23 protein-coding genes, 1 other RNA gene and 1 pseudogene are annotated in these 25,609 nt (G+C 46.4%); 17 read left to right on the top strand and 8 right to left on the bottom strand.

The window, feature by feature from the left end; all coding sequences use genetic code 11:
• The 4 genes and pseudogenes from FTU67_RS11445 to FTU67_RS11430 all read left to right on the top strand — a co-directional run.
• Nucleotides 1–146 (top strand): annotated as a pseudogene (locus FTU67_RS11445) (acyl-CoA dehydrogenase); the annotation flags it as partial.
• Nucleotides 147–533: 387 nt separating this feature from the next.
• Complete coding sequence (locus FTU67_RS11440) at nucleotides 534–1,280, top strand: IS5 family transposase (RefSeq protein WP_180061750.1); 747 nt, start codon at nucleotides 534–536, stop codon at nucleotides 1,278–1,280.
• Nucleotide 1,281: 1 nt separating this feature from the next.
• Nucleotides 1,282–2,640: an MFS transporter gene (locus tag FTU67_RS11435; protein ID WP_373685125.1), complete on the top strand. Its 1,359-nt coding sequence runs from the start codon at nucleotides 1,282–1,284 to the stop codon at nucleotides 2,638–2,640.
• 49 nt (nucleotides 2,641–2,689) lie between these two features.
• Complete coding sequence (locus FTU67_RS11430) at nucleotides 2,690–3,919, top strand: CaiB/BaiF CoA-transferase family protein (protein WP_180061749.1); 1,230 nt, start codon at nucleotides 2,690–2,692, stop codon at nucleotides 3,917–3,919.
• 96 nt (nucleotides 3,920–4,015) lie between these two features.
• Here the strand turns inward: FTU67_RS11430 and FTU67_RS11425 are convergent, their stop codons facing one another.
• Together FTU67_RS11425 and FTU67_RS11420 are read right to left on the bottom strand one after the other, a co-directional pair.
• On the bottom strand, nucleotides 4,016–4,924 hold the full coding sequence (locus tag FTU67_RS11425) for an alpha/beta fold hydrolase (protein WP_180061748.1): 909 nt from the start codon (nucleotides 4,922–4,924) through the stop codon (nucleotides 4,016–4,018).
• 21 nt (nucleotides 4,925–4,945) lie between these two features.
• Entirely contained in the window at nucleotides 4,946–5,491 is a 546-nt protein-coding gene (locus FTU67_RS11420) for a PadR family transcriptional regulator (RefSeq protein ID WP_005178523.1), read from the bottom strand.
• Nucleotides 5,492–5,625: 134 nt separating this feature from the next.
• On the opposite strand from FTU67_RS11420, the gene FTU67_RS11415 reads away from it, so the two are divergent.
• The 3 genes from FTU67_RS11415 to FTU67_RS11405 all read left to right on the top strand — a co-directional run bounded on the left by FTU67_RS11415 (nucleotide 5,626) and on the right by FTU67_RS11405 (nucleotide 9,530).
• Nucleotides 5,626–7,650 carry an NADPH-dependent 2,4-dienoyl-CoA reductase gene (locus tag FTU67_RS11415; RefSeq protein ID WP_005178520.1) on the top strand — a complete coding sequence of 675 codons (2,025 nt, stop codon included), beginning with the start codon at nucleotides 5,626–5,628 and terminating at the stop codon, nucleotides 7,648–7,650.
• A gap of 277 nt (nucleotides 7,651–7,927) precedes the next feature.
• On the top strand, nucleotides 7,928–8,335 hold the full coding sequence (locus FTU67_RS11410) for a nuclear transport factor 2 family protein (RefSeq protein WP_075166817.1): 408 nt from the start codon (nucleotides 7,928–7,930) through the stop codon (nucleotides 8,333–8,335).
• Between the two features lie 82 nt (nucleotides 8,336–8,417).
• On the top strand, nucleotides 8,418–9,530 hold the full coding sequence (locus FTU67_RS11405) for a YheT family hydrolase (protein WP_168381445.1): 1,113 nt from the start codon (nucleotides 8,418–8,420) through the stop codon (nucleotides 9,528–9,530).
• 83 nt (nucleotides 9,531–9,613) lie between these two features.
• On the opposite strand, the gene FTU67_RS11400 is transcribed toward FTU67_RS11405, so the two are convergent.
• Entirely contained in the window at nucleotides 9,614–10,030 is a 417-nt protein-coding gene (locus tag FTU67_RS11400; RefSeq protein ID WP_005178512.1) for a hypothetical protein, read from the bottom strand.
• Between the two features lie 225 nt (nucleotides 10,031–10,255).
• Here FTU67_RS11400 and FTU67_RS11395 point away from each other — a divergent pair, with 225 nt between their 5' ends.
• From FTU67_RS11395 to rodA, 6 genes are all read left to right on the top strand, one after another.
• Nucleotides 10,256–11,893 carry a CTP synthase gene (locus tag FTU67_RS11395; protein WP_005178510.1) on the top strand — a complete coding sequence of 546 codons (1,638 nt, stop codon included), beginning with the start codon at nucleotides 10,256–10,258 and terminating at the stop codon, nucleotides 11,891–11,893.
• A gap of 30 nt (nucleotides 11,894–11,923) precedes the next feature.
• Nucleotides 11,924–12,781 carry a 3-deoxy-8-phosphooctulonate synthase gene (kdsA, locus tag FTU67_RS11390; RefSeq protein ID WP_005178509.1) on the top strand — a complete coding sequence of 286 codons (858 nt, stop codon included), beginning with the start codon at nucleotides 11,924–11,926 and terminating at the stop codon, nucleotides 12,779–12,781.
• 44 nt (nucleotides 12,782–12,825) lie between these two features.
• On the top strand, nucleotides 12,826–14,115 hold the full coding sequence (eno, locus tag FTU67_RS11385; RefSeq protein WP_016659026.1) for a phosphopyruvate hydratase: 1,290 nt from the start codon (nucleotides 12,826–12,828) through the stop codon (nucleotides 14,113–14,115).
• A 7-nt stretch (nucleotides 14,116–14,122) separates the two neighbouring features.
• A complete protein-coding gene (locus FTU67_RS11380) occupies nucleotides 14,123–14,524 on the top strand; it encodes a septum formation initiator family protein (RefSeq protein WP_075167982.1) in 402 nt (133 codons plus the stop codon).
• Nucleotides 14,484–15,221 carry a 2-C-methyl-D-erythritol 4-phosphate cytidylyltransferase gene (gene ispD / locus FTU67_RS11375; RefSeq protein ID WP_168405778.1) on the top strand — a complete coding sequence of 246 codons (738 nt, stop codon included), beginning with the start codon at nucleotides 14,484–14,486 and terminating at the stop codon, nucleotides 15,219–15,221. Before FTU67_RS11380 ends, ispD begins: the two co-directional genes overlap by 41 nt.
• Nucleotides 15,222–15,327: 106 nt before the next feature.
• Nucleotides 15,328–16,464 carry a rod shape-determining protein RodA gene (rodA, locus tag FTU67_RS11370; RefSeq protein ID WP_005178500.1) on the top strand — a complete coding sequence of 379 codons (1,137 nt, stop codon included), beginning with the start codon at nucleotides 15,328–15,330 and terminating at the stop codon, nucleotides 16,462–16,464.
• 47 nt (nucleotides 16,465–16,511) lie between these two features.
• On the opposite strand, the gene FTU67_RS11365 is transcribed toward rodA, so the two are convergent.
• Nucleotides 16,512–17,366, bottom strand: a complete 855-nt coding sequence (locus tag FTU67_RS11365; protein WP_180061747.1) for a YbgF trimerization domain-containing protein — start codon at nucleotides 17,364–17,366, stop codon at nucleotides 16,512–16,514.
• Nucleotides 17,367–17,654: 288 nt separating this feature from the next.
• On the opposite strand from FTU67_RS11365, the gene ffs reads away from it, so the two are divergent.
• An RNA gene (gene ffs / locus FTU67_RS11360) (signal recognition particle sRNA small type) lies at nucleotides 17,655–17,751 on the top strand.
• A gap of 138 nt (nucleotides 17,752–17,889) precedes the next feature.
• Here ffs and FTU67_RS11355 read toward each other — a convergent pair.
• From FTU67_RS11355 to FTU67_RS11340, 4 genes are all read right to left on the bottom strand, one after another.
• On the bottom strand, nucleotides 17,890–18,501 hold the full coding sequence (locus FTU67_RS11355) for a regulatory protein RecX (RefSeq protein WP_127801453.1): 612 nt from the start codon (nucleotides 18,499–18,501) through the stop codon (nucleotides 17,890–17,892).
• Nucleotides 18,502–18,590: 89 nt separating this feature from the next.
• Nucleotides 18,591–19,634, bottom strand: a complete 1,044-nt coding sequence (gene recA / locus FTU67_RS11350; RefSeq protein WP_005178495.1) for a recombinase RecA — start codon at nucleotides 19,632–19,634, stop codon at nucleotides 18,591–18,593.
• Nucleotides 19,635–19,779: 145 nt separating this feature from the next.
• Entirely contained in the window at nucleotides 19,780–20,220 is a 441-nt protein-coding gene (locus FTU67_RS11345; protein WP_016659022.1) for an RNA-binding S4 domain-containing protein, read from the bottom strand.
• Entirely contained in the window at nucleotides 20,213–20,899 is a 687-nt protein-coding gene (locus FTU67_RS11340; protein ID WP_180061746.1) for an HAD-IA family hydrolase, read from the bottom strand. Before FTU67_RS11340 ends, FTU67_RS11345 begins: the two co-directional genes overlap by 8 nt.
• Nucleotides 20,900–20,911: 12 nt before the next feature.
• Here FTU67_RS11340 and FTU67_RS11335 point away from each other — a divergent pair, with 12 nt between their 5' ends.
• The 3 genes from FTU67_RS11335 (at nucleotide 20,912) to FTU67_RS11325 (ending at nucleotide 25,598) form a co-directional block, all read left to right on the top strand.
• Nucleotides 20,912–21,769 carry a 3'(2'),5'-bisphosphate nucleotidase CysQ gene (locus FTU67_RS11335; RefSeq protein WP_005178490.1) on the top strand — a complete coding sequence of 286 codons (858 nt, stop codon included), beginning with the start codon at nucleotides 20,912–20,914 and terminating at the stop codon, nucleotides 21,767–21,769.
• 55 nt (nucleotides 21,770–21,824) lie between these two features.
• Complete coding sequence (locus FTU67_RS11330; protein ID WP_005178488.1) at nucleotides 21,825–22,559, top strand: histidine phosphatase family protein; 735 nt, start codon at nucleotides 21,825–21,827, stop codon at nucleotides 22,557–22,559.
• A 360-nt stretch (nucleotides 22,560–22,919) separates the two neighbouring features.
• Nucleotides 22,920–25,598 carry a M66 family metalloprotease gene (locus FTU67_RS11325; RefSeq protein ID WP_373685126.1) on the top strand — a complete coding sequence of 893 codons (2,679 nt, stop codon included), beginning with the start codon at nucleotides 22,920–22,922 and terminating at the stop codon, nucleotides 25,596–25,598.
• The last annotated feature ends 11 nt before the right edge of the window (nucleotides 25,599–25,609 follow it).

Genomic DNA, 25,609 nt, shown 5'->3' with positions numbered 1-25,609 from the left:
TGGGTGGTAACGGTATTTCGGATGAATTTGGTGTGGCGCGTCATCTGGTGAATCTGGAAGTGGTGAATACCTATGAAGGGACGCATGACGTACATGCCTTAATTATGGGCCGTGCACAGACCGGAATCGCTGCATTCTGTAATTAATGTCATAGAAAAATAGCCAGGATGTTCAGGATGAACATCCTCAGGATAGTTGTGTCTAAAAAATCTGATTCATAACGTAAATAAAGGATTCATCGGCAGACTCTCGGGTCTTGCTGTGGGCGAGTTTTAGCTGTCATGCGCTACTGAATAAAAAAGAATAAAAAGCAGAAAGGCAGAACCCATAGCAAAAAATACCGGTGACTCATTTGGGAAAATGAGGTAACGACAAGATGAAAAACGATATACACGCTGAAGCCGGAACACTGGGCTTAAAACTGCCATCGAATGTGGGTACCGCCCATCGAATTAGGGTCTGTTGACATTTACTGTGCAAAAAAAATAGCGAGAAAGTAGAGTTTAATCGCCAAACCAAATCTACTCCTCGCTATGCCTCGTACAATGTTGACTGATCAACACTGGTCTAAGTTAGAAAACATTTTCCGTAATTTTCGTATTTATCTCAAACAAAATCTTCGAAATTTTATTGAAGCTATTCTTTATAGAATCCGTACAGGCTGCCCGTGGCGGGATTTACCTGCTGCCTTCGGAAAGCCAAACTCCATATTCAAGAAATTTTCCCGGTGGTCGAAAGATAATAAGTTATTAAAAATATTTAAGTTAATTTCATCTGATGCTGATCTAGAGTGGGTATTTATTGATGCTAGCCATGTGAGGGCTCATCAGCATGCTACAGGAATCAAGGATCAGGCTATCTCAAAAAGTATCGGTGGAAATAGTTCTAAAATTTATTTGGCAGTTGATTCTCATGGGAACCCTGTTCAGTTTTTGATAGAGGATGGTATGACCCATGATGTAAAAGTGGCACCGAAATTAGTTAACAATATAGACCTGCACGAGACAGAAATTCTCTGTGCCGATAAGGGTTATGACTCTGAATCCTTGAGAGAACAGATAGAAAAAACGGGAACTCAAGCTAATATTCCCAAGAAATCCAATACACTTTCAAATAATGATCATGTGGATTGGTATTTTTATAAAATCAGGCATTTAATTGAGAATGCCTTTGCTAGATTAAAGCAATTTAGAGGAATTGCCACACGCTATGACAAGCTAAAGCAAAGCTATGAAAATTCTGTTGCCTTAGCTTGTATCTTTATTTGGCTACCATTATGAAATGTCAACAGACCCTAATAAAAACACCTGGAAACTGGCCTTTATTTTTGCCTTTGTGTCTTTGGTGATTGATGGCGCAGACATCATGCTGCTGTCTTTTAGCTTAACCAGTTTAAAAGCAGAATTTGGTTTAACCACGTTTCAGGCCGGAATGCTCGGCAGTGCGTCACTGGCCGGCATGGCCTTAGGTGGCATTTCCGGTGGCTGGGCCTGTGACAAATTTGGACGGGTCAAAACCATTGCCTGGTCGGTGGTGTTTTTCTCGATCATGACCTGTATTTTAGGTTTTACCCAAAATTATGAACAGTTCATGATTTTACGTTTTATTGGTGCCTTTGGTTTAGGTTCACTGTATATGGCCTGTAATACCTTAATGGCAGAGTATGTCCCGACCAAATACCGCACCACGGTGCTGGGGACTTTGCAGACCGGTCAGACTGTGGGTTATATCGTGGCGACGCTCATGGCCGGGGCGATTATTCCCGATCATGGCTGGCGTATGCTGTTCTATGTGACCATTATTCCTGCCGGCTTTGCCTTAATCTTCATGCGCTTTGTACCAGAACCAGCTTCTTGGCAGGAAGCCAAAATTGAACAGATTAAACGCCGTGAACTAAAACTTGAGGCACCTCAGCACGTACCGGAAAACCCAGCTGCTGCACCGTCTGAAAGTATCTATAAGCGTATTTTTGGCCATCAGAACCACCGTAAAATGTTCCTGCTCTGGATGACTACTGCGGCCTTTTTACAGTTTGGTTATTATGGCGTAAATAACTGGATGCCGACCTATCTGGAAACCGATTTAAACATGAACTTTAAAGCCCTGACCGGTTATATGGTCGGTGCCTATACCGCCATGATTCTGGGTAAAATTCTGGCCGGTTATGCTGCAGATAAGTTCGGACGCCGGATTACCTTTGTATTTGGTACGGTCAGTACAGCGGCCTTCCTGCCAGTCATCATCTTCTTTAACACGCCGGACAATATTGCCTACTTGCTGGTGACCTTTGGCTTCCTGTACGGGATTCCATACGGTGTCAATGCCACCTATATGGCTGAAACCTTCTCGACCGATGTACGCGGTACAGCCATTGGTGGTGCCTATAACATGGGACGTCTGGGCGCAGCGATTGCACCGGCAACCATCGGGATGATTGCAGCAGGCAGCTCTTTCACCATGGCCTTTATTGTGATGGGTGCCGCCTACTTCATTGCCGGGGTGATTCCAGGACTGCTGATTCGTGAGCGTCAATATGATCCACAGCAAGCCAGTCTGAGTGCGCAAAACACCAACGTGGAAACGGGGCAAACAGCGGCTGCCAGCAATGATGTCAGCGTGAAACCAGCCACAGTTAAATAAAAATAAAAGGATCGCGGGGGAGCATCCCCCAGATCTAGCGGAGGATAAGATGGGTGCATTACAAGGAATTCGGGTAGTGGATTTAAGCAGGGTATTGGCGGGTCCATGGTGCGGACAGATTCTGGCGGATTTAGGCGCAGAAGTGATTAAAATTGAACGGCCACAGGTAGGCGATGATACCCGCATGTGGGGACCGCCCTGGATGCCCGATGCACAGGGCAACGCTACCCGTGAATCCGGTTATTTTCAGTGTGCCAACCGCAATAAATATTCGGTCAGTGTCGATATTGCCAGTGAACAGGGCCAACAGTTGATTCGTGAGCTGGTCAAAACGTCCGATGTGATCATCGAAAATTATAAGGCTGGTTCGCTGGCCAGATATCGACTGGATTATGCCAGCCTGAGTGAACTGAATCCGCAATTGGTATATTGCTCGATTACCGGATTTGGTCAGGATGGACCGCGGGCAGCAGAACCGGGTTATGACTTTATTATTCAAGGCATGTCTGGCCTGATGAGCATTACCGGCGAACCGGATCATGAACCGGGTGGTGGTGCACAGAAGGTCGGTGTGGCGGTGGTGGATATTCAGACCGGACTGTATGCCACGGTGGCGATTCAGGCAGCATTATTGGCGCGGCATCATACCGGACGTGGACAATATATTGATCTGTCTTTATTGGATGTTCAGGTGGCAACGCTGGCCAATCAGGGCATGAATTATCTGAGCAGTGGCCAGTCACCGCAGCGCATGGGCAATAAACACCCGAATATTGTGCCGTATCAAACCTTTAAGGCTAAAGATAAGGAATTTATTATTGCCTGTGGTAATGACAAACAGTTCAAGGACCTATGTCTGGCCATTGGTTATCCGGAATTATTGAACAATCCGAAATTCTTACGTAATCAGGACCGGGTCAAATACCGCGATGAGCTGATTCCAGCTCTGGCTGAATTTTTTCTGAGTCAGGATGCAGAGGAATGGGTACGCCGGATTCATGCGATCAAAGTGCCGGTCGGTGTAATTAACTCGATTGAAGATGCCTTGGCTGAGCCACAAATTCAGCATCGGCAGATGCTGGTTAATTTGCCGCACAGTTTAAATGCGCAATTTAAAATGATTGCATCACCAATCAAGCTGTCAGATACCCCAGTCGAATACCGACAGGCACCCCCACAACTGGGTGAACATACGGCCTATATTCTGTCCCGTTTTAAATCTGCCGAAGAACTGCAGGCTTTAAAACAGCAGGGCATTATTGATGGGAAAATTGCCTAGCGCTTTGCCTTGATTGCTAATCTTCACTTGCTTTTTGCCGAACCTCATACTGTTCGGCTTTTTTATTGAGTGCGCTATAAATATTGATGCAGATACTTACTGATGCTGCAACAAAAAGCGTTTAATTTCACGGGCAAATTTCAGCGGCTCAGTCAGTAGCGGAATATGCCCTGATTTTTCAAATAACACCTGCTGTGCCTGTGCCACACTTTGGGCAATCATGGTTTGCCCCTGTACCGGATAGAGTACCGATTGCACCCCGCTAAAAAACACCGTAGGACAGTTTAGCTGGCTTAAGGCCTCGCGATAATCTTCGGTATGCTCCAAATAGTTACGGATATACCAGGCCATATAGTCCAGTCGAGATGAGGGTAACAGCAGATGTTGCAAACGTGGCTGTTGCAGGATTTTACGAAAGATGGCTCGCTGGCGCGGGTTGTTATTTTGCAGCTCAATAAACTGCATCCATAAAGCAAACAGTTGATCTTTGGCCGTATCATTTAAATCGTGAATCCACTGGAGATGTGCGTGTTCCGTAAATAGCGCGGACAGTTCGGATAAGATCTGTTTGAAGCGGCTGTGCTGCTGGCCAAACAGGCCATAGGCCCAGTGTTCATCCACCATGATTTTCGGGGTCTGATCAATATGCAAATAAGCTTTTAACTGCGCTGCCAGCTGTCCATATTGCATACCATGCATGGCAGTGGTCGCACCCATCGAATAGGCAATGATTATAAACTGTTGCAGCTGCATTTGCTGAATTAAGGATTGCACATCCTGCCAGTGGCTGGAAATGGCATCCAGCTCCGGAATCCGGCATTGTTTCGAACCGCCAAAGCCGCGCCAGTCGGGAATAATAAAACGGAACTGTTTGCGTAGCGGCCACAAAAACGGCAGCCATTGCCAGCTGTGCATGCCCAAACCGGACAGCACCAGCACCGGTTGGCCCTGACCAAATTCACGTACAAATAAACCTTCGCCATCGGGCATGACATAATACGGCATGAGATTTCATTCCTTGAAATTTTATTGTTGTTGATCAAAAGCTTTTAGCGCAGGAATCACCGCGTCCAGCCAGCGAATCCAGCCGATTTCCTGCTCGATACCCAGCTGTAAAATCATTTTATGAATATATAAGGTACGATTTTCGTCGGTCTGCTGGGCAAAGTCTTTGGCATAAATGGCCTGATACAGCTGCAATTTTTCCTGATGCAACTGTAAATGCCGCTCTAGCTCGGGCAAAACCTCATTACCGCCGAGTTGTGCTTCGGCCCGTAAACGCACCATCAGTTCTTCACGGAGCTGTGCCGGAGGACCTTGCTTGACCATCCAGTCGGCCAGTTCGACCCGGCCTGCGGCCTCAACCTGATAGGTTTTTTTACGGCCTTGGGCATCTTCTTCAGCCAAAGTGGAAATCCAGCCTTTGCTGAGCATGCTGTTTAATTCACGATAAATCTGCTGATGGGTAGCATTCCAGAAAAAGCCCATCGAGCGATCAAAGCGCCGGGCCAGTTCAATGCCCGTACTGGGTTTTTCAATCAGGCTGGTGAGTAATACATGGGCTAAAGACATAGACGAGATCATGCAAGTATGAATCTAAAATATTATGCAACATGTTGCATAAAAGTCAAAATTCGCATATAAATTTATGCAACAAGTTGCATTAACATAAAAATAGCCCGCTTTTGGCCAGCCAAGGAGAGAATATGTCGAATTATCCGCATCTGTTAGCCCCGCTTGATTTAGGCTTTACCACCTTAAAAAACCGCGTACTTATGGGTTCTATGCACGTGGGTCTTGAAGAAGCACCAAATGGTTATGCACGGATGGCAGCATTCTATGCAGAGCGTGCCAAAGGCGGCGTGGGCCTGATTGTGACCGGCGGGATTTCTCCAAATGATGCCGGCTTAACCTTTGCAGGTGGCAATAAACTTGACACCTTGGCCGAAGCTGAAAAACATAAAGTGGTCACCCAAGCCGTGCATGAAGCGGGCGGTAAAATCGCCTTGCAGATTTTGCATACTGGACGTTATTCCTATCAGCCGGATATTGTGGCGCCATCCGCGATTCAGGCGCCTATTAACCCGTCTAAACCGCATGCACTCACCTCGGCCGAAGTACAGCAGACCATTGCCGATTTTGCCAACTGTGCCAAGCTGGCCAAATATGCCGGTTATGACGGTGTTGAAATTATGGGTTCGGAAGGCTACTTGATTAACGAGTTTATTGCCAAGCGCACCAATCATCGTGATGATGAATGGGGCGGTAGCTATGAAAACCGGATTCGCTTTCCGATTGAAATCGTGAAACGTACCCGTGCTGAAGTGGGTGAAAACTTTATTATTATCTATCGTCTGTCAATGCTGGATCTGGTCGAAGGCGGATCAAGTTTTGAAGAAGTGGTGCAGCTGGCCAAAGAAATTGAAAAAGCGGGTGCGACCATTATTAATACCGGTATTGGCTGGCATGAAGCACGTATTCCGACCATTGCCACCAAAGTGCCGCGTGCGGCTTTTAGCTGGGTCACAGAAAAGCTCAAAAGTGAAGTCAAAATTCCTTTAATCACCTCCAACCGGATTAACACCCCGGAAATGGCAGAGCATGTACTGGCGACTGGCCAGGCCGATATGGTGTCGATGGCGCGTCCATTTTTGGCAGATGCCGATTTTGTAGTAAAAGCCGAGCAGGGCCGTAGCGATGAAATTAATACCTGTATTGCCTGTAACCAGGCCTGTCTGGACCATATTTTCTCCATGAAAATTGCTTCCTGTCTGGTCAATCCGCGTGCCTGTCATGAAACCGAACTGATCTTTAAAGAAGCCAGCCAGCCGAAAAACATTGCGGTGATTGGAGCGGGTCCAGCCGGTTTAAGCTTTGCAATTTATGCGGCAGACCGTGGTCATGAAGTGACGATTTTTGAAGCCTCTAACCAGATTGGCGGGCAGTTTAATATTGCCAAGACCATTCCGGGCAAAGAAGAGTTTTATGAAACCTTGCGTTATTTCAAACGTCAAATTGAGTTGCAGCCACGCATTCAGCTAAAACTGAACCATACGGCCAGCTTTGATGAGCTGAGCAAAAGCAGTTTTGACGAAATTGTGGTGGCAACCGGGGTGACTCCACGTCAGCTGGAGATTGAAGGAATTGATCATCCTAAAGTTCTGAGCTATCTGGATGTGCTGAAAGAGCGTCGACCGGTGGCGAAACGGGTTGCGATTATTGGTGCTGGTGGAATTGGTTTTGATACCGCAGAATACTTAAGTCATGCCGGTGAAAGTGGCAGTCTGAATCCGGAAAAATTCTATGATGAATGGGGGATTGATACCGAATATGAGCATGTCGGTGGCCTGAAACCGGCACAGGTAGAAGCCTCCAATCATGAAATCTATTTATTGCAGCGTAAAGCATCTTCGGTGGGAGCAGGCCTGGGCAAAACCACCGGCTGGATTCATCGTACCGGCTTAAAAAACCGCGATGTTAAAATGATGGCAGGCGTAAGCTATCAGAAAATTGATGATCAGGGCCTGCATATTACGGTCAATGACCAGCCGATGCTGCTGGAAGTTGAAAACGTGGTGATCTGTGCCGGACAGGAATCATATACCGCCATGTACGATCAGCTGCAAGCTGCGGGTAAAAATGTGCATCTGATTGGCGGTGCCAAGGAAGCCGGTGAGCTAGATGCCAAACGCGCAATCCGTCAGGGCGCAGAGTTGGCGGCGAAAATTTAATGCAATTCCTTCACCCTCTCCCTATGGAAGAGCGCTGGGGAGAGGGTGAATAACCGCCTCTGCCCTGTGCAGCAGGGTTGCTCATCTTCTGGAAGCTGAGGGAATTCACTGAATAGAATCAACTCCTTCCTTTGAAAAAGGGAGGTTGGGAGGGATTCTTGTAGAAAAACTCCCCTAAATCCTCCTTTCTTGCACTTCGTTTTAAAGCAATGCTTTAAAACTTGCTCAGGGGGAGTTTATATAGCAATGAAATATCAAAACAAAAAAGGACCCCAAAATGACCTTACACATCACCAAAACCGCGATTGCCCGTTGGCACCAGATGCTTGAACAGCGTGATATGGCCATCCTGAATGAACTGCTGGCCGATGAGGTGGTGTTTCGTTCTCCGGTGGCTTATCAGCCTTATGCCGGCAAGCAGGTGGTATTTTTTATTCTGACCAACGTGATTCAGGTCTTTGAGAACTTTAGCTATCACCGTGAATTTTATGCTGCAGACGGTAACAATGTTGTGCTTGAGTTTTCTGCCCAGGTGGGAGATAAAAAACTCAAGGGTATTGATATGATCCGCTTCAATGATCAAGGTCAGATCATTGATTTTGAAGTGATGATTCGTCCTAAAAGCGGCCTCGAAGCTTTGGCTGCCGAGATGGGACAACGGATGGCACAATTTATGCCCACCTGATCTAAGCCCTGAACTCAACTGACTTCATAACATGAGAGAACTAGCATGATATAAGCCAAACCATAAAAGGGGGGAACAAAACATGAAATTTGTGATCCAGAAAATGGCCCAGCTCACCCAGCGCTTGATTGATGAATGGACCGGCGCCGCAGAACCGACCTTATATTTTAATCCCGAAGGTCAAATCCGGCGCTGTATAGATGTTTTACCGCAACTGAAACAGAAATACCGGCCAACCCCGTGGCTGTCCAATACCCATGCGCATCTGCTTTATTTTGACTTAATCAAGAAAAAAACCATCCGCCTGCATTACGATGCCATTGAGCAGCTGAACATGTCCGATGGTGGCGTAACGGCTATTGCCTGGTACGGTCTGCATCTGCCACCACGCACCCCAACCATTATTGTAATGCACACCATTGTCGGAACTGCCGAGAGCATGAGCGAGCTGGTGCGGGATTTACATCAGCAGACCGGCTGGCGTATTGCCTTATGTTTACGCCGTGGTCATGCCAACTTGCCTATGCCGGTTCCGAAAATCTGCCTGTTTGGTTCCACCGAAGATTTACGGGAACAGATCCAGTTTATTCAGAAAAAATTCCCGGTTTCTGCCCTATATGGGGTAGGTTCATCGGCCGGTACCGGTTTGCTGGTGCGTTATTTAGGTGAAGAAGGCGACAAAACGCCGCTAAAAGCTGCTTTTGCACTGTGCCCGGGGTATGACACCGAAATCGGCTTTAACCATGTTCATCCGTTTTATAGTAAGGTCATGACCAAAAAGGTGATTCAGGCCTTTATTGATCCTTATCGGAGTAGCTGGCAGAAAACCAAATCGCTGGCCAAAGTCATTACCGCGCAAAACCTGGCCGAATTTGAACAGGCCTATTTTGAGATGGCCGGCTATCATGATTATGAAAGTTATAGCAAAGCCATTAACCCGATTTATGTGTTCCAGAATGTCAAAATTCCCCTGATGATTTTAAACGCCGAAGATGATCCGGTTTGTCATATTAAAAATCTGGAACCGTATAAAGAACGTATTCAGAAAATGCCGAATATTATGGTGGTGACCACCAAAAAGGGCAGTCATTGCGGTTTTTATGAAGGTTTAGGTGCGCCACAGTCCTGGGCCACACGTTTAATGGCTGATTATTTAAAGAACCAGCATCAACAGGGTGAACGTTCTTATTCCTGAATGGAACAGCTTCATAAAAAGGCCAATAAAAAACCCAGTACATGGACTGGGTTTTTTTATGCAACAGTGCTTGAAGGCTGAAATCAGTTTTCAAGCGCTGGGGTTGCTGCGGCAATGGCTGCGGCAACAGCGTCATCTTGTGACTGGCTGTCCGGGTCCGGGTTGGCTGGACGGGCTTCTACCGGCTTGTCTTCAGCAGGAGCGGCCTGAGCTGGCTGAGGGGCTGGCGCAGGTTCACGTGGCGTCACTTCACGACGAATTTCAGTTGTGGTGTTTTCAGTTTCAGTACGTTCAACTTCGTATTCCACTGGCGCTTCAGTTTCAGACACTTCTGGCGTTTCTGCTTCAAGTGGCTCGAACTGGGCTGGCTCAGTGATCTGCTCAGTTTGCTGAACCTCAACTTCAACCTGTTCTTCTTCCTGAGGTGCTTCTTTTTTAACACAGGCACTCAGGAATAAACTGGTTGCAATTGCACCACAAATCAAAAATTTTTTGTTCATAATCTAAAAAAGGAGGGTTCAACGAGATGCGCGTATTATAACAGCAAAAAATCAGATGAAAATCCTATGAATAAAATCTAATTTTTTATCGGAAATGCTGATAGAATAGCCAATTGTTTATTGTTCTATGAATTGATGCGGAATGACTTTGCTTTATAGGTGCAGAGTAAAGTAAAATTGCGCAACATTGCAGGCCAGTTTAGGCTCGATTGTACGAGAAACCCAATGACCCATTTTATTTTCGTGACTGGTGGTGTTGTTTCATCACTAGGTAAAGGTATTTCAGCTGCTTCAGTTGCTGCACTTTTAGAAGCCCGTGGTTTGAAAGTAACCATGGTCAAAATGGATCCATACATCAATGTCGATCCAGGGACGATGAGTCCTTTCCAACATGGTGAAGTTTTTGTCACAGAGGATGGTGCTGAAACTGACTTAGACTTGGGTTATTACGAACGTTTCTTGCGTCGTGCGAAGATGACGAAGTTAAACAACTTCACATCAGGTCGCGTGTACCAAGACGTCTTAAATAAAGAGCGTCGTGGTGATTATCTGGGCGGTACCGTTCAGGTGATTCCACACATCACAGATAATATTAAAGAGCGTGTCCTTCGCGCAGGTGAAGGTTATGACGTTGCCATTGTTGAGATTGGCGGCACGGTCGGTGACATTGAATCTCTCCCATTCATGGAATCGGTCCGTCAGCTCATGGTTGAGCTCGGTCATAAACGTACCATGCTGATGCATTTAACCCTGTTGCCATACATCAAGTCTGCAGCAGAGTTAAAAACCAAGCCAACCCAGCACTCGGTTAAAGAATTACTGTCAATCGGTATTCAGCCAGATATCCTGATCTGCCGTACTGAGCACGATGTAGACGCAGATACTACCCGCAAAATTGCACTGTTCACCAACGTTGAAGCGCGTGCAGTGGTGGTATGTAAAGATGCCAAAACCATTTATCAAATTCCACGTACCTTCTATGAGCAGGATGTTGATGATTTGATCTGTGAACGTTTTGGTTTTGATGTGCCAGAAGCAGACCTGTCTGACTGGGATAACGTGGTTGAAGCCTTACTGAATCCGGAATACACCGTACGTGTAGCGATGGTTGGTAAATACGTTGAACTGCCAGATGCCTATAAATCGGTGAACGAAGCATTATTGCATGCCGGTATTCAAAACCGTGTCAAAGTACAAATTGACTATGTCAATGCAGAAGACCTGGAAAGCCAGGACGTTGCAGCCGTACTGAAAGATGCTGACGCAATTCTGGTCCCTGGCGGCTTTGGTGAGCGCGGTACTGAAGGCAAAATGGCGGCAATCCGTTATGCACGTGAAAACGGTGTTCCATTCCTGGGCATCTGTTTAGGTATGCAGCTTGCCGTGATCGAATACGCACGTAATGTTGCCGGTATTGCAGATGCGACTTCAACTGAATTTAACCGTTCAACCAAATCTCCATTAATTGGTCTGATTACCGAATGGTTAGATGAGCGTGGTGAAGTACAGCAGCGTTCAGTTGATTCTGACCTCGGCGGTACCATGCGTTTAGGTGCACAAAAATCAGAACTGGTTGAAGGCACCAAAACCTGTGAAGTGTACGGTTCAGCAGAAATTATTGAACGTCACCGCCACCGCTATGAAATGAATAACCGTTATATTCCTGTTCTTGAAGAAAAAGGCATGAAAATCTCAGGTTATTCACCAGTACAGCACTTGGTGGAAACAGTTGAAATCCCTCAACATCCTTGGTTTATTGCGGTACAATTCCACCCAGAATTTACCAGCTCGCCACGTGATGGACATCCGCTGTTTGCAAGCTTTATTGATGCTGCCAAAAAGCAGTACCAAAACAAGCACTAAGCGGTAAAAGGAATAAACCAGGAAGTTTAAATGTCACAATTAAAAGCACAAGAAGTTGTACGTTTAGGCGATATACAAATGGCAAACCACTTGCCATTTGTACTATTCGGCGGCATGAACGTACTTGAGTCCAAAGATTTGGCCTTTGAAATTGCAGAAACCTATATTGATATCTGCACACGTTTGAATATTCCTTACGTTTTTAAGGCCAGCTTTGATAAAGCCAACCGTTCAAGCCTGAACTCGTTCCGTGGCCCAGGCCTGGAAAAAGGGATTGAGTGGCTGGCAGACATCAAAAAACACTTCAATGTTCCGATTATCACCGACGTGCATGAGCCGTATCAGGCTGCGCCGGTGGCTGAAGTTGCTGACATTATTCAGCTTCCTGCCTTTTTAAGCCGTCAGACCGATTTAGTTGAAGCTATGGCCAAAACACAGGCCATCATCAACATTAAAAAAGCCCAATTCCTTGCGCCGCATGAAATGCGTCATATCCTGCATAAATGTCTGGAAGCTGGTAATGACAAACTGATTCTTTGTGAACGGGGCTCAGCCTTTGGTTACAACAATCTGGTGGTCGATATGCTGGGCTTTGACATCATGAAAGAGATGAATGTACCGGTCTTCTTCGATGTGACCCATGCGCTGCAAACGCCGGGTGGTCGTGCCGATTCAGCAGGTGGTCGCCGTGCGCAAATCACCACACTGGCGCGTGCTGGTATGGCGACTGGTCTTGCAGGTTTATTCCTGGAAGCGCATCCAGATCCGGATGTGGCCAAATGTGATGGCCCGTGTGCGCTGCGCCTGTCACAATTAGAGCCATTCTTGGCGCAATTAAAAGAATTGGATACTTTAGTTAAAGGATTCAAAAAGTTAGATACTCATTGATGCCCGCAACAGCATCTATTATTCAATCAACTGAGGAATTGTTCATGAGCCAAATCGTTGACATTCGTGCACGTGAAATTTTGGACTCTCGTGGTAACCCAACCATCGAAGCAGACGTAATCTTAGCATCTGGCGTAGTTGGCCGTGCATGTGCACCATCTGGTGCTTCAACTGGTTCTCGTGAAGCTTTAGAACTTCGTGATGGCGATAAAGCACGTTACTTAGGTAAAGGTGTGAAAACTGCCGTAAACAACGTTAACACGCTAATCCGTGATGCGCTGGTGGGTAAATCAGTATTTGAGCAAAAAGACATCGACAATACGATGATTGCTTTAGATGGTACTGAAAACAAAGAAAAATTAGGTGCAAACGCAACGCTAGCCGTATCGTTGGCTGCTGCACGCGCTGCTGCTGATGAAAAGAAAATTCCTCTTTTCCAATACATCGCAGATTTACGTGGTCAAACCATTTTGACTATGCCTGTGCCAATGATGAACATCCTGAACGGTGGTGCGCACGCAGACAACACTGTTGACATTCAAGAGTTCATGATTGAGCCAGTAGGCTTCACTTCATTCGCTGAAGCATTACGTTCAGGCGCTGAAGTATTCCATGCGTTAAAATCAGTATTAAAGAAAAAAGGTTTGAACACAGCTGTAGGTGATGAAGGTGGTTTCGCGCCGAACTTACGTTCAAACGAAGAAGCAATTACCGTAATTCTTGAAGCAATTGAACAGACTGGCTACAAGGCAGGTTCTGACATGATGCTTGCGCTTGACTGTGCATCTTCTGAATTCTACAAGAATGGTCAATACGTACTGGAAGGCGAAGGCAACAAAGCATTCACCAGCAACCAGTTTGCTGACTATTTAGCTGGCTTGGTAAACCAATATCCAATTATCTCAATTGAAGATGGTTTAGATGAATCTGACTGGGAAGGCTGGTCTTACCTGACGTCAATTCTTGGCGACAAGATCCAGTTGGTCGGTGATGACCTGTTCGTGACTAACCCTAAAATCCTGCAACGCGGTATCAACGAAAAAGTGGGTAACTCGATTCTGATTAAATACAACCAGATTGGTACCTTGACTGAAACTTTAGATGCCATCTACCTTGCAAAAGCCAATGGTTACTCAACGGTTATTTCTCACCGTTCAGGTGAAACTGAAGACTCGACCATTGCTGATCTTGCAGTAGGTACAGCAGCAGGTCAAATCAAGACTGGTTCTCTATGCCGTTCTGACCGTGTAGCGAAATATAACCAATTACTTCGTATTGAAGAATTGACGAATGCTGCATATCGCGGTAAAGCTGAGTTTAAAGGTTTAAACTAAGCGACAGATGTCAATGTTAAGTGTATTCGACTCGAAATCGAGTAAAGTACTGTTGGGCCTTGCGATCGTTCTGATCGCAGGGTTTCAATATTTATACTGGTTTGGTGAAGGTGGTTATCGTGAACATCAGGAACTGACCCAGAAAATACAACAACAAACCGAACTCAATAATGAATTAAAAGAACGTAACCGGGTTTTGGCCGCGGAAGTTTATGATTTAAAAAATGGTGTAGAAGCCATCGAAGAACATGCCCGTCTTGATCTGGGCTTAATTAAACCACATGAAACTTTTGTACAGATGAGTACCATCAGTACCCAATATAAGCCGATTTATATCAATCCGAATGCCCAGGTAGATTTACGTACCAATGAAGCACCACAGCCAGCTGCAACAACCCCTACACCATAAACTTTGGGCCGTTATTCCGGCAGCAGGTTCGGGCAGTCGCTTTTCCAAATCCGAACTCAAGCAATATCAGATGATCCAGGACCACACGGTGCTGGAGCATACGGTAGCGTGTTTAAATCAGTTGCCGCTGGCAGGTTATGTGCTGGCCATTGGTGCGCAGGATGATGTGGCCCAGCGTTTGCCGTTTGCACATCAGGATAAAGCTCATTTTTGTCTGGGTGGCGCAGAGCGGGTCAACTCGGTACTGAATGCCTTGCAGTATTTATCTGCTATTGCATCGGATGAAGACTGGGTGCTGGTGCATGATGCCGCGCGTCCCTGTGTGGCGGTTGAAAACTTATATGCGCTGGTGAATCAGGCGGTACACAGCAACCAGAGTGCCATTCTGGCCATTCCGGTCCGTGACACCCTCAAGCGCGTAGAGACGCAGCAGCAGATTCAGACCACAGTAGACCGTGCCCAGCTGTGGCAGGCGCAAACCCCGCAAATGGCGCGCTTAGGTGAGCTAAAACGCGCGATTGAACAGGCATTGGCGCAAGAGGTGAATATTACCGATGAAGCCAGTGCGCTGGAGCATGGTGGCTATCCGGTACAGGTGGTACAGGGACGCTCGGACAATATTAAAATTACCTATCCCGATGATCTGGAGCTGGCGCGTTTAATTCTGCAAGCCCAGCACGCCGCAACCACTGCATAAAAAATCTTTGCTGAAATCATGAGTCGGGTGTGTATTTCCGATTCACTCTGCGCATGGTTCATCCTATAATTGCCGATGATTTGTTATCTGGATTGAATGGGGCGCAATGATACCTTCTCAGCAGTATCGTTTTTTACGTCACTCTTTACGTGATGGAAGAAGCATTAAAAGCGATACCTCTCGCTGGACCAAACTACACCTCGATCCCTGGCTATTATGCTTCCTGATCCTGAATGCAATTTTAGGGCTGATGGTGGTGTATAGTGCCACCGCACAGGATATGGGAATGGTGATGCGTCAGGGCATCAGCTTTGGTATCGGCTTTATTGCCATGTTTATCTGTGCGCAGATTCCGCCCAAGGTCTATCAGGCCGCCAGTCCCTATTTTTATGCCCTGGCCGTGCTCATGCTGGTACTGGTGCTGCTGATTGGTGAAACCCGCATGGGGGCCAAACGCTGGATCAGTCTGCCCGGTATTGGCAGTATGCAGCCCAGTGAATTCATGAAATTTACCATGCCACTGATGATGGCCTGGTATTTTGCTCGTAAACCGTTTCCACCCAAATTCCTGCAAATCGTCGGTGCGCTGGTGCTGCTCGGCATTCCTTTTGTGCTGGTGGCGCTACAGCCGGACTTGAACATTGGCCTGATTATTCCGGGCATTTTTGTATTGTTTCTGAGCGGCATGTCCTGGCGTTTAATTGGCGGGGCATTTGCGGCGATGGCCATTGTTGCACCGCTGGCCTGGATGTTTTTATTACAGGAATATCAAAAGAAACGGATTTTAACCCTGTTTGATCCGGAATCTGATGCACTCGGCGCTGGCTGGAATATTATTCAATCTAAAATTGCCATTGGTTCGGGTGGTCTGACCGGTAAGGGCTATCTGGAAGGCACTCAGTCGCATTTGGGTTATTTGCCGGAGCATCATACTGACTTTATTATGTCGACCTATGCTGAAGAATTTGGCTTCTTTGGCGTATTTTTACTGTTCGCGCTGTTTGCTGCAATTATTATCCGCTGCCTGATTATCAGCTTGAGCTGTTTTCATAATTTCGGCCGCCTATATGCCGGTGCAGTTGGTTTGACCTTCTTCTTCTTTGTGTTTTTAAATTCTGGCATGGTCAGCGGGATTTTACCGGTAACCGGCGATCCATTACCGTTAATGAGTTATGGCGGTACGGCTGTGGTCAGTCTGTTGGCCGGGATGGGCATTGTTATGTCAGTACATACCCATCGTTAAACACGATCCTGCTGTTATAAAAAAAAGCCTCATCTGAGGCTTTTGGGTTATGAGCTTTTCACAAAGCTGGCTTCCTGGGAAGACGGGTATTTGGTCAGCAGGGTGCTACGATACTGTGCGGCCAGTGCATCATTCTTGTCGACATTTTTAGCAATGCTATACAGACGATACACCGCATTAGAGGCTTTAGACGAATTTGGATATTTGCTGGCAACAATTTCAAAATTCTTTTTGGCTTCGCTGTAGTTGGTTGGTTCAATTGCCAGATTAAACTCAGCCAGCCAGAAATAGGCATTGCTGATATACACGCTATTCGGATGGTTTTTAATAAAGTTCTGCATCGGGGCAATGGCTTTTTTGGCACCGCCTTGTTTATAGGCATCCAAAGCGATGGTATAGGCGGCTTTTTCCAGTTCTTCCGTCGAGCTTTGTGTGCTAACCACGGTGGTCGCTGCTGGTGCTGGGGCAGCGGTATTATTTACGGGGTTGCTGGTGGGTTGGCTGCTGCTGGCTGTACTGGGAGAACTATCTTGTTGATTATCCTCCTCTACAGCAGGTGCCGCTTCCGGATCAATTTTCTGATTCAGCAGTTCAAGACGCTGGTCTAAATCGGTATAACGGTTGGTCAGTTCATGCTTGAGCTGGACAATCTCGTTTTCCTGTTCTTCCATTTTGCCACGCAGGGTACGAATATCATTTTCAAGCTGCTGGTTTTTTTGCATCAATTGCCAGTTCAGGTTGGTGGTGACCGGAGCGCCACTATTGGAGGCGCCAATGGCCGCCGGGGTGCTGGCACTGCCGCTGTTCTGGCTTAAGCCGCGTGATTCAATGGGAATATTGGCCAGTGCTGGCGCAGAGCAGAGCAGGGTGAGTGCACAGAGCGTATGCTTTTTTAGCATCATTTTCATATCCATCTTTTATCTTTACTGGGAATGAGCGGGCAGGAAAGGGCTCATTCCAAATCATCATGTGCACATTAAAAACGGCCCGAACCCGAATTGCAATAAGCTTTTACAAAGTTGTCATGAATTAGGCGTCTGTCAAAATTCTCGGAATTCTGTTGCAAAATAACCAATTAAATACAAACTGTTTTTTTAATAATCAAATAGATGGCTGATTTATATAAAAGCGCAATCAGGACTTGCAAGTTCAATAAAATTGTCTATACTCTGTTTCTGCAATGGTAGCCCTGCCGGTTACTTCGCAATTTCACCCTGTGAACCCCGCCAGGACCGGAAGGTAGCAACGGTAGCAGACGTGGGATGTGCCGAAGCTTTGCTGGTAGGGTTGCCACCATTTTTATAATTCTTAGAATATCGCTTTTTTCTTTTTAATTTCCTTTCGATTTAATCCCTATATTATTTTCTTATATTTGTCGATGTTTCATCCTAGTTAGATGCTTATCTACATCTCTAGATTCAGTTTTTAATCTTCTGCTTTACGGTTAATCGCCTTCATAATCGCATCCATTTCAAAACCACGATACATTAAAAAGCGGATCTGTCTGGCTTTCAGTTTCGGGTCTTTCGTGACATCAGTACCAAACTTTTTAACTTTTAATTCGTAGGCTTGCTGCACCCAGTCGGTTTCTTTCAGTTCTTCTGAAATTAAAGCGGTATCAATTTTTTTGCTTTTCAGCTTCATTTTAATCTGATTGGGGCCTTTGCCTTTGCGCTTTTGGCTGGACAGCAGGGTTTCGGCCACACGCTGGTCACTCTGGTAATTCTCGCGTGACAGTTCATCGACCAAAACGACCACTTCTTCACGGTTTTCTGCATACAGCGCCAGTTTCTCAATCAGTTCAGCTTTGGAATATTCTTTACGGGTCAGGACTGCAAAGGCATAAGAGCGCAAACGTGAACCGCTTAAACCGGGTTTGTGTTCCTGACTGTTATTATGATCGAATAAACGTTCTTCAGGATCAAATTCAGGCGGGGCAGTTGCAGATACAGATGGTGCTGGCTGATCTTCTGCATCGCCAAATTGCTGCTTTAAGGTTTCATAGTCCAACAGTTTAGTGAATTTCGCATCTGACATAAGCATCTCGCAGAAAAGGGCCATCAGCATAATAACAAAACGCCCCGTAGGGCGTATTGTGTAATGTCTAAAGTCTCAACAGTTGAGTCTTACAGATCTAATGAAAAGTCAGGTTCCTCTTCGTCTTTTTCTTCCACCACGTTGCCTGTGGTTAATAGCTGTTCACGAATCAGTTTTTCAATGGTCTGTGCCAGTTCAGGATGTTCTTCCAGATGGCGAATGGTATTGTTTTTACCTTGGCCAATCTTTTCACCTTGATATGAATACCAAGCACCAGCTTTTTGCACAATCTCTTGCTGCACAGCCAGGTCGACCAGTTCACCTAAATGGTTCACACCTTTGCCGTACAGAATCTGGAACAGCGCTTCACGGAACGGAGGTGCCATCTTGTTCTTCACCACTTTTACTTTGGTTTCAGAACCGACAATTTCATCACCTTCTTTGACCTGACCAACACGGCGAATATCTAAACGTACTGAGGCATAGAATTTCAGTGCGTTACCACCAGTGGTGGTTTCCGGGCTACCAAACATCACACCAATCTTCATACGGATCTGGTTAATGAAGATCACCATACAGTTAGAACGTTTGGCATTACCGGTAATTTTACGTAGCGCCTGGCTCATCAGACGAGCCTGCAGGCCCATATGTGAATCACCCATTTCGCCTTCAATTTCGGCACGAGGGGTCAGGGCCGCAACAGAGTCGACGACGATCAGGTCAATTGCGCCTGAACGTACCAGCATGTCGGCAATTTCCAGTGCCTGTTCACCGTTGTCCGGTTGTGAAACCAGCAGGTTGTCAATATCTACACCCAGTTTGCGCGCATATTGAGGATCAAGAGCATGTTCGGCATCAATAAAGGCACAGGTGCCGCCGGCTTTTTGACATTCCGCAATGGCTTGCAGGGTCATTGTGGTTTTACCTGAAGATTCAGGGCCATAAATTTCAATAATACGGCCTTTTGGTAAACCACCAATACCGAGCGCGATATCCAGCGTTAATGAACCGGTAGATACTGCTTCTACAGCTTGTACGGTATTGTCACCAAGACGCATTACTGTGTTTTTACCAAACTGTTTTTCAATCTGGCTTAGGGCAGCATTTAGCGCCTTGCTTTTATTCTCATCCATCTTACAACCTCAATACGATGTCACCAAACAATATACTCAAGTGGATGTATGTACTTTAAACTCTTTCCACCCGAGTATAGTGACAGAATTTATGTTTCTCTTCTATGAAAATCAGTGGCCTTGCGACACATTCTGACGCCCAAAATTAATCATCATGATATGACCAGGACTGGTCATAGGACTGATCATTTTCTTGTTTAAATTTACTGATTTGTCGTCGGTCTTTTTTACTTGGACGATGATCAGGCCGTGCTAGATTATGCAACTTTCTTTGTGATGCAATCAATTCCCGACGAGCAATACTGACCTCAGTTTCTTCATAAAGTTGCTGGGCCACCGGTGCCGGACCGCGGACTGCCGATAAAGACAGTACTTTGACCGTTTTGCGGTCAAAGCCCTGTTGTATGGTCAGCTCCATACCAACCCGGATTTCCTTGGAAACTTTGACGCGCTCACCATTATGATGCACCTTGCCGCCTTCAATGGCCGCTTTGGCAATTGAACGGGTTTTAAAAAAGCGGGCCGCCCAGAGCCACTTGTCAATACGCATGCTTTCTACAGCTTCGTGTTGAGCAGATTTAGGCATATATTTTGTTTTCCTCAGCGTGTTGCAATAGGGGAATCAGGTCGGTCAGCGCATGCAGCATCGGATAACGGCTGTCTACACGGGCTGCTTTGCCTGATGAAGGCTGCTGAATGGTCAGCAGCTGTTGAATACCGAATTTTGCTGCACCATTGAGTACTTTTTCGGTATCATCAATAAAGTAACAGCGGGCAGGATCAAAAGGATGCTGCTGTGCCAGGTGTTGCCAGAATTCGACAAATTCTTTGGCATGTCCAACGCTTTCACTGCTGATCATGACATCAAAATAGTTGGTCAGACCGGTTTGCTCAAGTTTAAAGGCCAGGCCGGCGCAGTCGGCATTGGTGGCCAGCCAGATTGGATAGCCATTGGCTTTTAGGTAATCGAGCAGCTCGATACAGCCCGGTCTTAAAGCCACCTTATGTTTGTGCTCAATCTGCATGGCCAGTACATCGACCCCGACTTTACTGGTCCAGAAGCGCGATGAATACCAGTTGAGGGTATGGTTGTGTTCCTGATAAAACTGGAACAGGGTATCCCGGCTTTCCGCCAGACTGCATTGATGCAGCTCGGCATAGCGCACCGGTAACAGCTCATTCCAGATGAAATCATCATAGGCAAGGTCAAGCAGCGTACCATCCATGTCAAAGATGATGGTGGGTTGATCAGAATAATTCGACATATAAGGCTATCTATGTTTAAAAAAACCACAGCACCACAAGATCCACTGATTTTGCAGCTGATGCCCATTGTGACACAGGCATGTGAAATCTTGCGAGAAGAATATCAGCGTTATTGTTCCGGTGCCGATTTTGATATTGAACACAAAAGCGATGAATCGCCCGTAACCCAGGCCGATTTTCGGGTGAATGCCTTCATTACAGAACAGCTGGCCCAGCAGTTTCCAGATGTGCCGCTACTGTCAGAAGAAGGCGCAGTTTATGATCGGGCGCGGTGGGACACGTTCTGGCTGCTTGATCCACTCGATGGCACCAAAGAGTTTTTACATCAACGTCCGGAATTTACCATTAACCTGAGTCTGGTCGAAGGCATTCATACCACCTTTGCCATTCTGGCGATTCCGGGCGAGCAAACGGTGTATATCTGCCCCAAACAGGGCCTGCCGCTACGGTTTAATATCCAGCAACAGCAATGGTACGCCTATCTATATGTAGACAGTGGTCCGCAGATTCAAGTCGGTTTAAGTCAAAGTAGCCAAAATAAACCGGTCTATGAGCAGTATCTACAGGCGCTCGCTACGATTGAACAGGACTATACGGTTTTTCGTGCTGGCAGCGCCTATAAGTTCTGCATGATGCTGGAAGATAAAGTGGATTTATATCCGCGTTTTCACCCAACCAGTGAATGGGACACCAGTGCTGGCCAATGCCTGATTGAACGGATTGGCGGTGGCCTGATTGATTTTCAGGGACGGCCATTTTTATATAACCATCGTGATACGCTGTTAAATGGCAATTTTATTGCCTATAAAAATGCCGAAATGAAAGAGATTGCCTTGCGTGCTCTAGCACTTATGGCGAATGAACATTGAGCTAATTTGCCAACATGCTATAGTGGGCTTAACACCTTTGTATTTGGCTTGATCCATGGCGTTAGAGCTGCTTCCACCGAGTATGTTAAAGGCAATTGATTTGTTGCCCGATGTGCATACTCCCGTGACCTTGTTTACCCGGCATTCCATTCGTGAAAATGTGGCTGGACAGGGACTGGCGGGCTATGATTTGCAGTTAACCGGTCCGGGACGTGAACTGGCGCAAAAATGGGGGGCTTATCTCATTGACCATAGCGGACGCGCCATTCAGCATTGTATCTCTAGTCCAATCCAGCGCTGTGTCGATACTGCCGCCTTAATGATTGAAGGCGCCGACTCGGTACATATTGCACCAAATACCCATCATATTGAAATTGTCGAGCAGGGCTTGCTGGTCGAGCCAGGCAGTTTTGTGCTGGACATCAAGCAGGCTGGTCCGTATTTTCGCCAGCAGGGTGCGTTGGGCTTTATTAACAGCTTTGTCAATAATGCCTTGCCGGGCATGAAACACCCGATTCACGGCGTGGTGGATGTGCTGGAACTGATTTATAACACTCATCCTAACAGTCCGGGCGGCCTAAGTCTGGCGGTCAGTCATGACACCATTCTGGCTGCGATTATTGCGGTAATTTCAGGGCGTAATGAGGTGTCACAGGAAGACTGGCCACAAATGATGGAAGGGCTGTTTGTCTGGTTTGAAGGTGAAAATTTTCTGGAATCACAGTTGAAATGGATCTGGCGCGGCAAAGTACATACCTTGGATATCTCGCAGTTTCATCAAAAAGTTTAATATAAATTTGCGCTGGGGATGGTTTGTGAAGGTGAGCTATGGCTGGCTTTAATATATCTTACTCACACTCAAAAAAATTCACCTAAAATGACTATGTGCTACGCCTATTTCTATTGGGGTGTAAGAGTCTTGTCTGTCTAAAAAACGCCTAAATCAAAATTTTATTTTCTGCTGCATTTTTGTTCATCATTTAAAAAATAAAAATTAGCTTTCTCTGTATCTGCTCAATAAAGTACAACACATTGCTTTGGACTCTAAACTACTTTAATATATTTAATTAAGTTATTGAAAAATATGTGTTTATTTTTTTATTTTTAGTCATAAATTGACATTGGGGTAAAGTAAATAGTGAAAAGTGTGATCAAGTTTCCGCTTAGTTTGTTAAGTGTAAGTATATTGTCGTTTATGCTGACGGCATGTGGCGGTGGTGGTAGTGATGGAGAAAGTCAACAGCCGAACAATGGGACAGCACCAGATGCTCCGCTGCATGGAAGTCATTATCCTGAGCCAACGCAAGATGTGGTAAGTCCATCTGTTTTGGGTTTTTATGATTTTAATGCCCAGTCTGAATCACGTGAAGTGCGTAATGATTTAACAGGTTCTTTACAGGCGATGGTGCAGTTTGCCCAAGGCCATGTGGTTGACCCGAATGGTAACGAAGAGAAAAAAATGCCACGTTTAACCGCAGAACGGGAGGCATTGTTATTAATCACACCGATGCAGGAGATGGATCAGATTAATGCACTGCAGGTTGAGGTGTATCAGAATGAACGGCTGTTACGCCGTATCAACCTGGCTGATCCGACTCAAATTCCGGCCTCGGACCAGAGCAATCGTGATGGCCGTGCAGAAGTGCGCTACAGTAAACAGGCCTGGTCAGCGCGCTTAAACTGGGATGAAGTACGTCCGGGCTTAAAATTACGGATCATTGACAGCAAAAACCGCAGTGGTGATTTACTGGCAGAGCAGATTGATTTTGCTGCGCCTGGTGAACTGGTACTAAATAATATCCGGATTGGACTGCTCACTGCGCCCCCACATTCAACAGGGCATGCCATGCTGCTTGAACCGGAAAAGTCAGGCTCAGACTATTTCCAGACCATTCCGGCAGCGCACATGACGGTGGCTAAATATGATGATATTCAGCTGGATCGGGTGATGGTGGCCAACGGCACCATCTACGATAGTCAAAGTGCAGGCGAAGGCGGTGTTTATTCGGGGGATATGCGTGAAAACACGGCGAAATCGACCTTTAGTGTGGGAATTAACTTGGCTAACTGGGGGGTGACCAGTGCCTCGATGCTCAGTCAGCAGCAGCCTCAACTGACTCAAACTGTGGTGACTCACCATGCGCGCGGTAAATATAGCAATGGTGAACAGACCCATGGCTTGAGTGGCGGTAACGGTATGTTGACCCTGTATAACTCGGTGGGTAACGAATTTAGCCATGAAATTGGCCATCATTATGGTTTAGGCCATTATCCGGGCTCTTTTAAAGTAGATGATACCACCACCAATTATTTCTGGTCGGCACATCATGCCGATAGTGGCTGGGGCTATATAGGCTATCGCAACAAAATGCGCGGTAATTTGGCCTGGCAATCCTCCAATCTGGGCGATGGCAAAAACGGGGTGCCAAATTTCCTGAAACTGTATCCGTATGGTTGGGATGCCATGTCAGGCGGTGCCACCAATAGCAGTATTTCACGTTATACCCATTACACCGGTTATAGTACCTTTTTGCGTATCCAGCCGCATTTTACCAATCGTCATGTGTGGGATGAAAGCTCGCCATCCGGCTATAAACGCTGGAATCCGGACAGCCGCCAGATGGAAGTGGTCTATCCGAAAGTGCCGAATTCAAGCGAGGTCTGGTATAACAGCGCCGATGGCTATTATTTAAAACCGCGTTTATTTGGGGTGCCGGTGATTACCATTATTGGCGGCTATGATCCGGAAACCCAGCAAGGGGTGTTGTATCCGGCAGCACGCAGCAACTGGGGCAATGTCTATGATTTGCCGGCTGCACAGCGTGGCGCAGAGCAGGCGGCTTGCTGGTTAGATGTTCAATATACCAATCGCAGCCAGAACGTGGCTTTGGCACCTCATCGTATGCGTGGTAATGCCAATAAGCTGCATGTGAACCTGGCCATTACAGATCAGCCGCAACAGGTTAATTTGTACTGCAAAAAAGCCAATGAAGCCGAGAAATTATTATCGACACTTACGATTCCTCAATACGGCACTGCCATTTCAGCTGCTGTAAAAATTGGACGTGAGGATGGTTATACGGCGCTTAGAAAAGTGGAATTGCCGGAATTCCAGCAGCAATTGGAAGCACAGGCCAATCAGGCGGTGATCGCTTTAAAGCCAGCTGCACAATTACTATATGATTCTTATGCAGAAAATCGTCATGAATTGAGTGCACTAGCTCAGCAGCAGTTGCAGCGTTATGAACAGCAGCAACAGAACATCTACCGTTTGAATCGCTGGATGAATGTCTACCGTGCCGATCTGGAGCATGCAAAACCTGAAGCGCAAACAGCGCTGGAAGGCTTCGTGACGCAGTTGGGACTGGCCAATGAAGATCTTCTGGCTGAAGCAACGCTACTTAAAAACAGAAATAACTGTTTGAAAGTGGAAACTCTGGCGACAGGTCAGAAAAATGTCTATATCAGTGGTGCAAGCGCCTGTACCGGAGATGACACCGAGCAATGGATTTATGATGGTTTGAGCCGGATTCATAGTAAAGCCGAGATAGATTTGTGTTTAAGCAATAACAGCAATGTGGTAACACTGGCCAGCTGTAGCACCACACAGGACAGTCAGGTGTGGACAATGCATACAGAAACCGGAACCATCCGCCAGGGTGCTCAATGTTTTGATCTGGAACATGGCTATTTAAAAGACAATCGTGCCCGTTTAATCCGCTATGGCTGTACCGGTGGGGCTAACCAGCAATGGACCCAGTTAAGCGCTAATAATAGTCTGCAACTGGCTTATTTAACCCCAGAAAACTTAAGACTGATGCTGAAATAACAATTCATATT

The organism is Acinetobacter sp. YH12132, from assembly GCF_013418645.1.
Lineage (GTDB): Bacteria > Pseudomonadota > Gammaproteobacteria > Pseudomonadales > Moraxellaceae > Acinetobacter > Acinetobacter indicus.
Note: the sequence above shows the minus strand (reverse complement) of the source record. Positions and strands in the feature narration are given on the sequence as shown.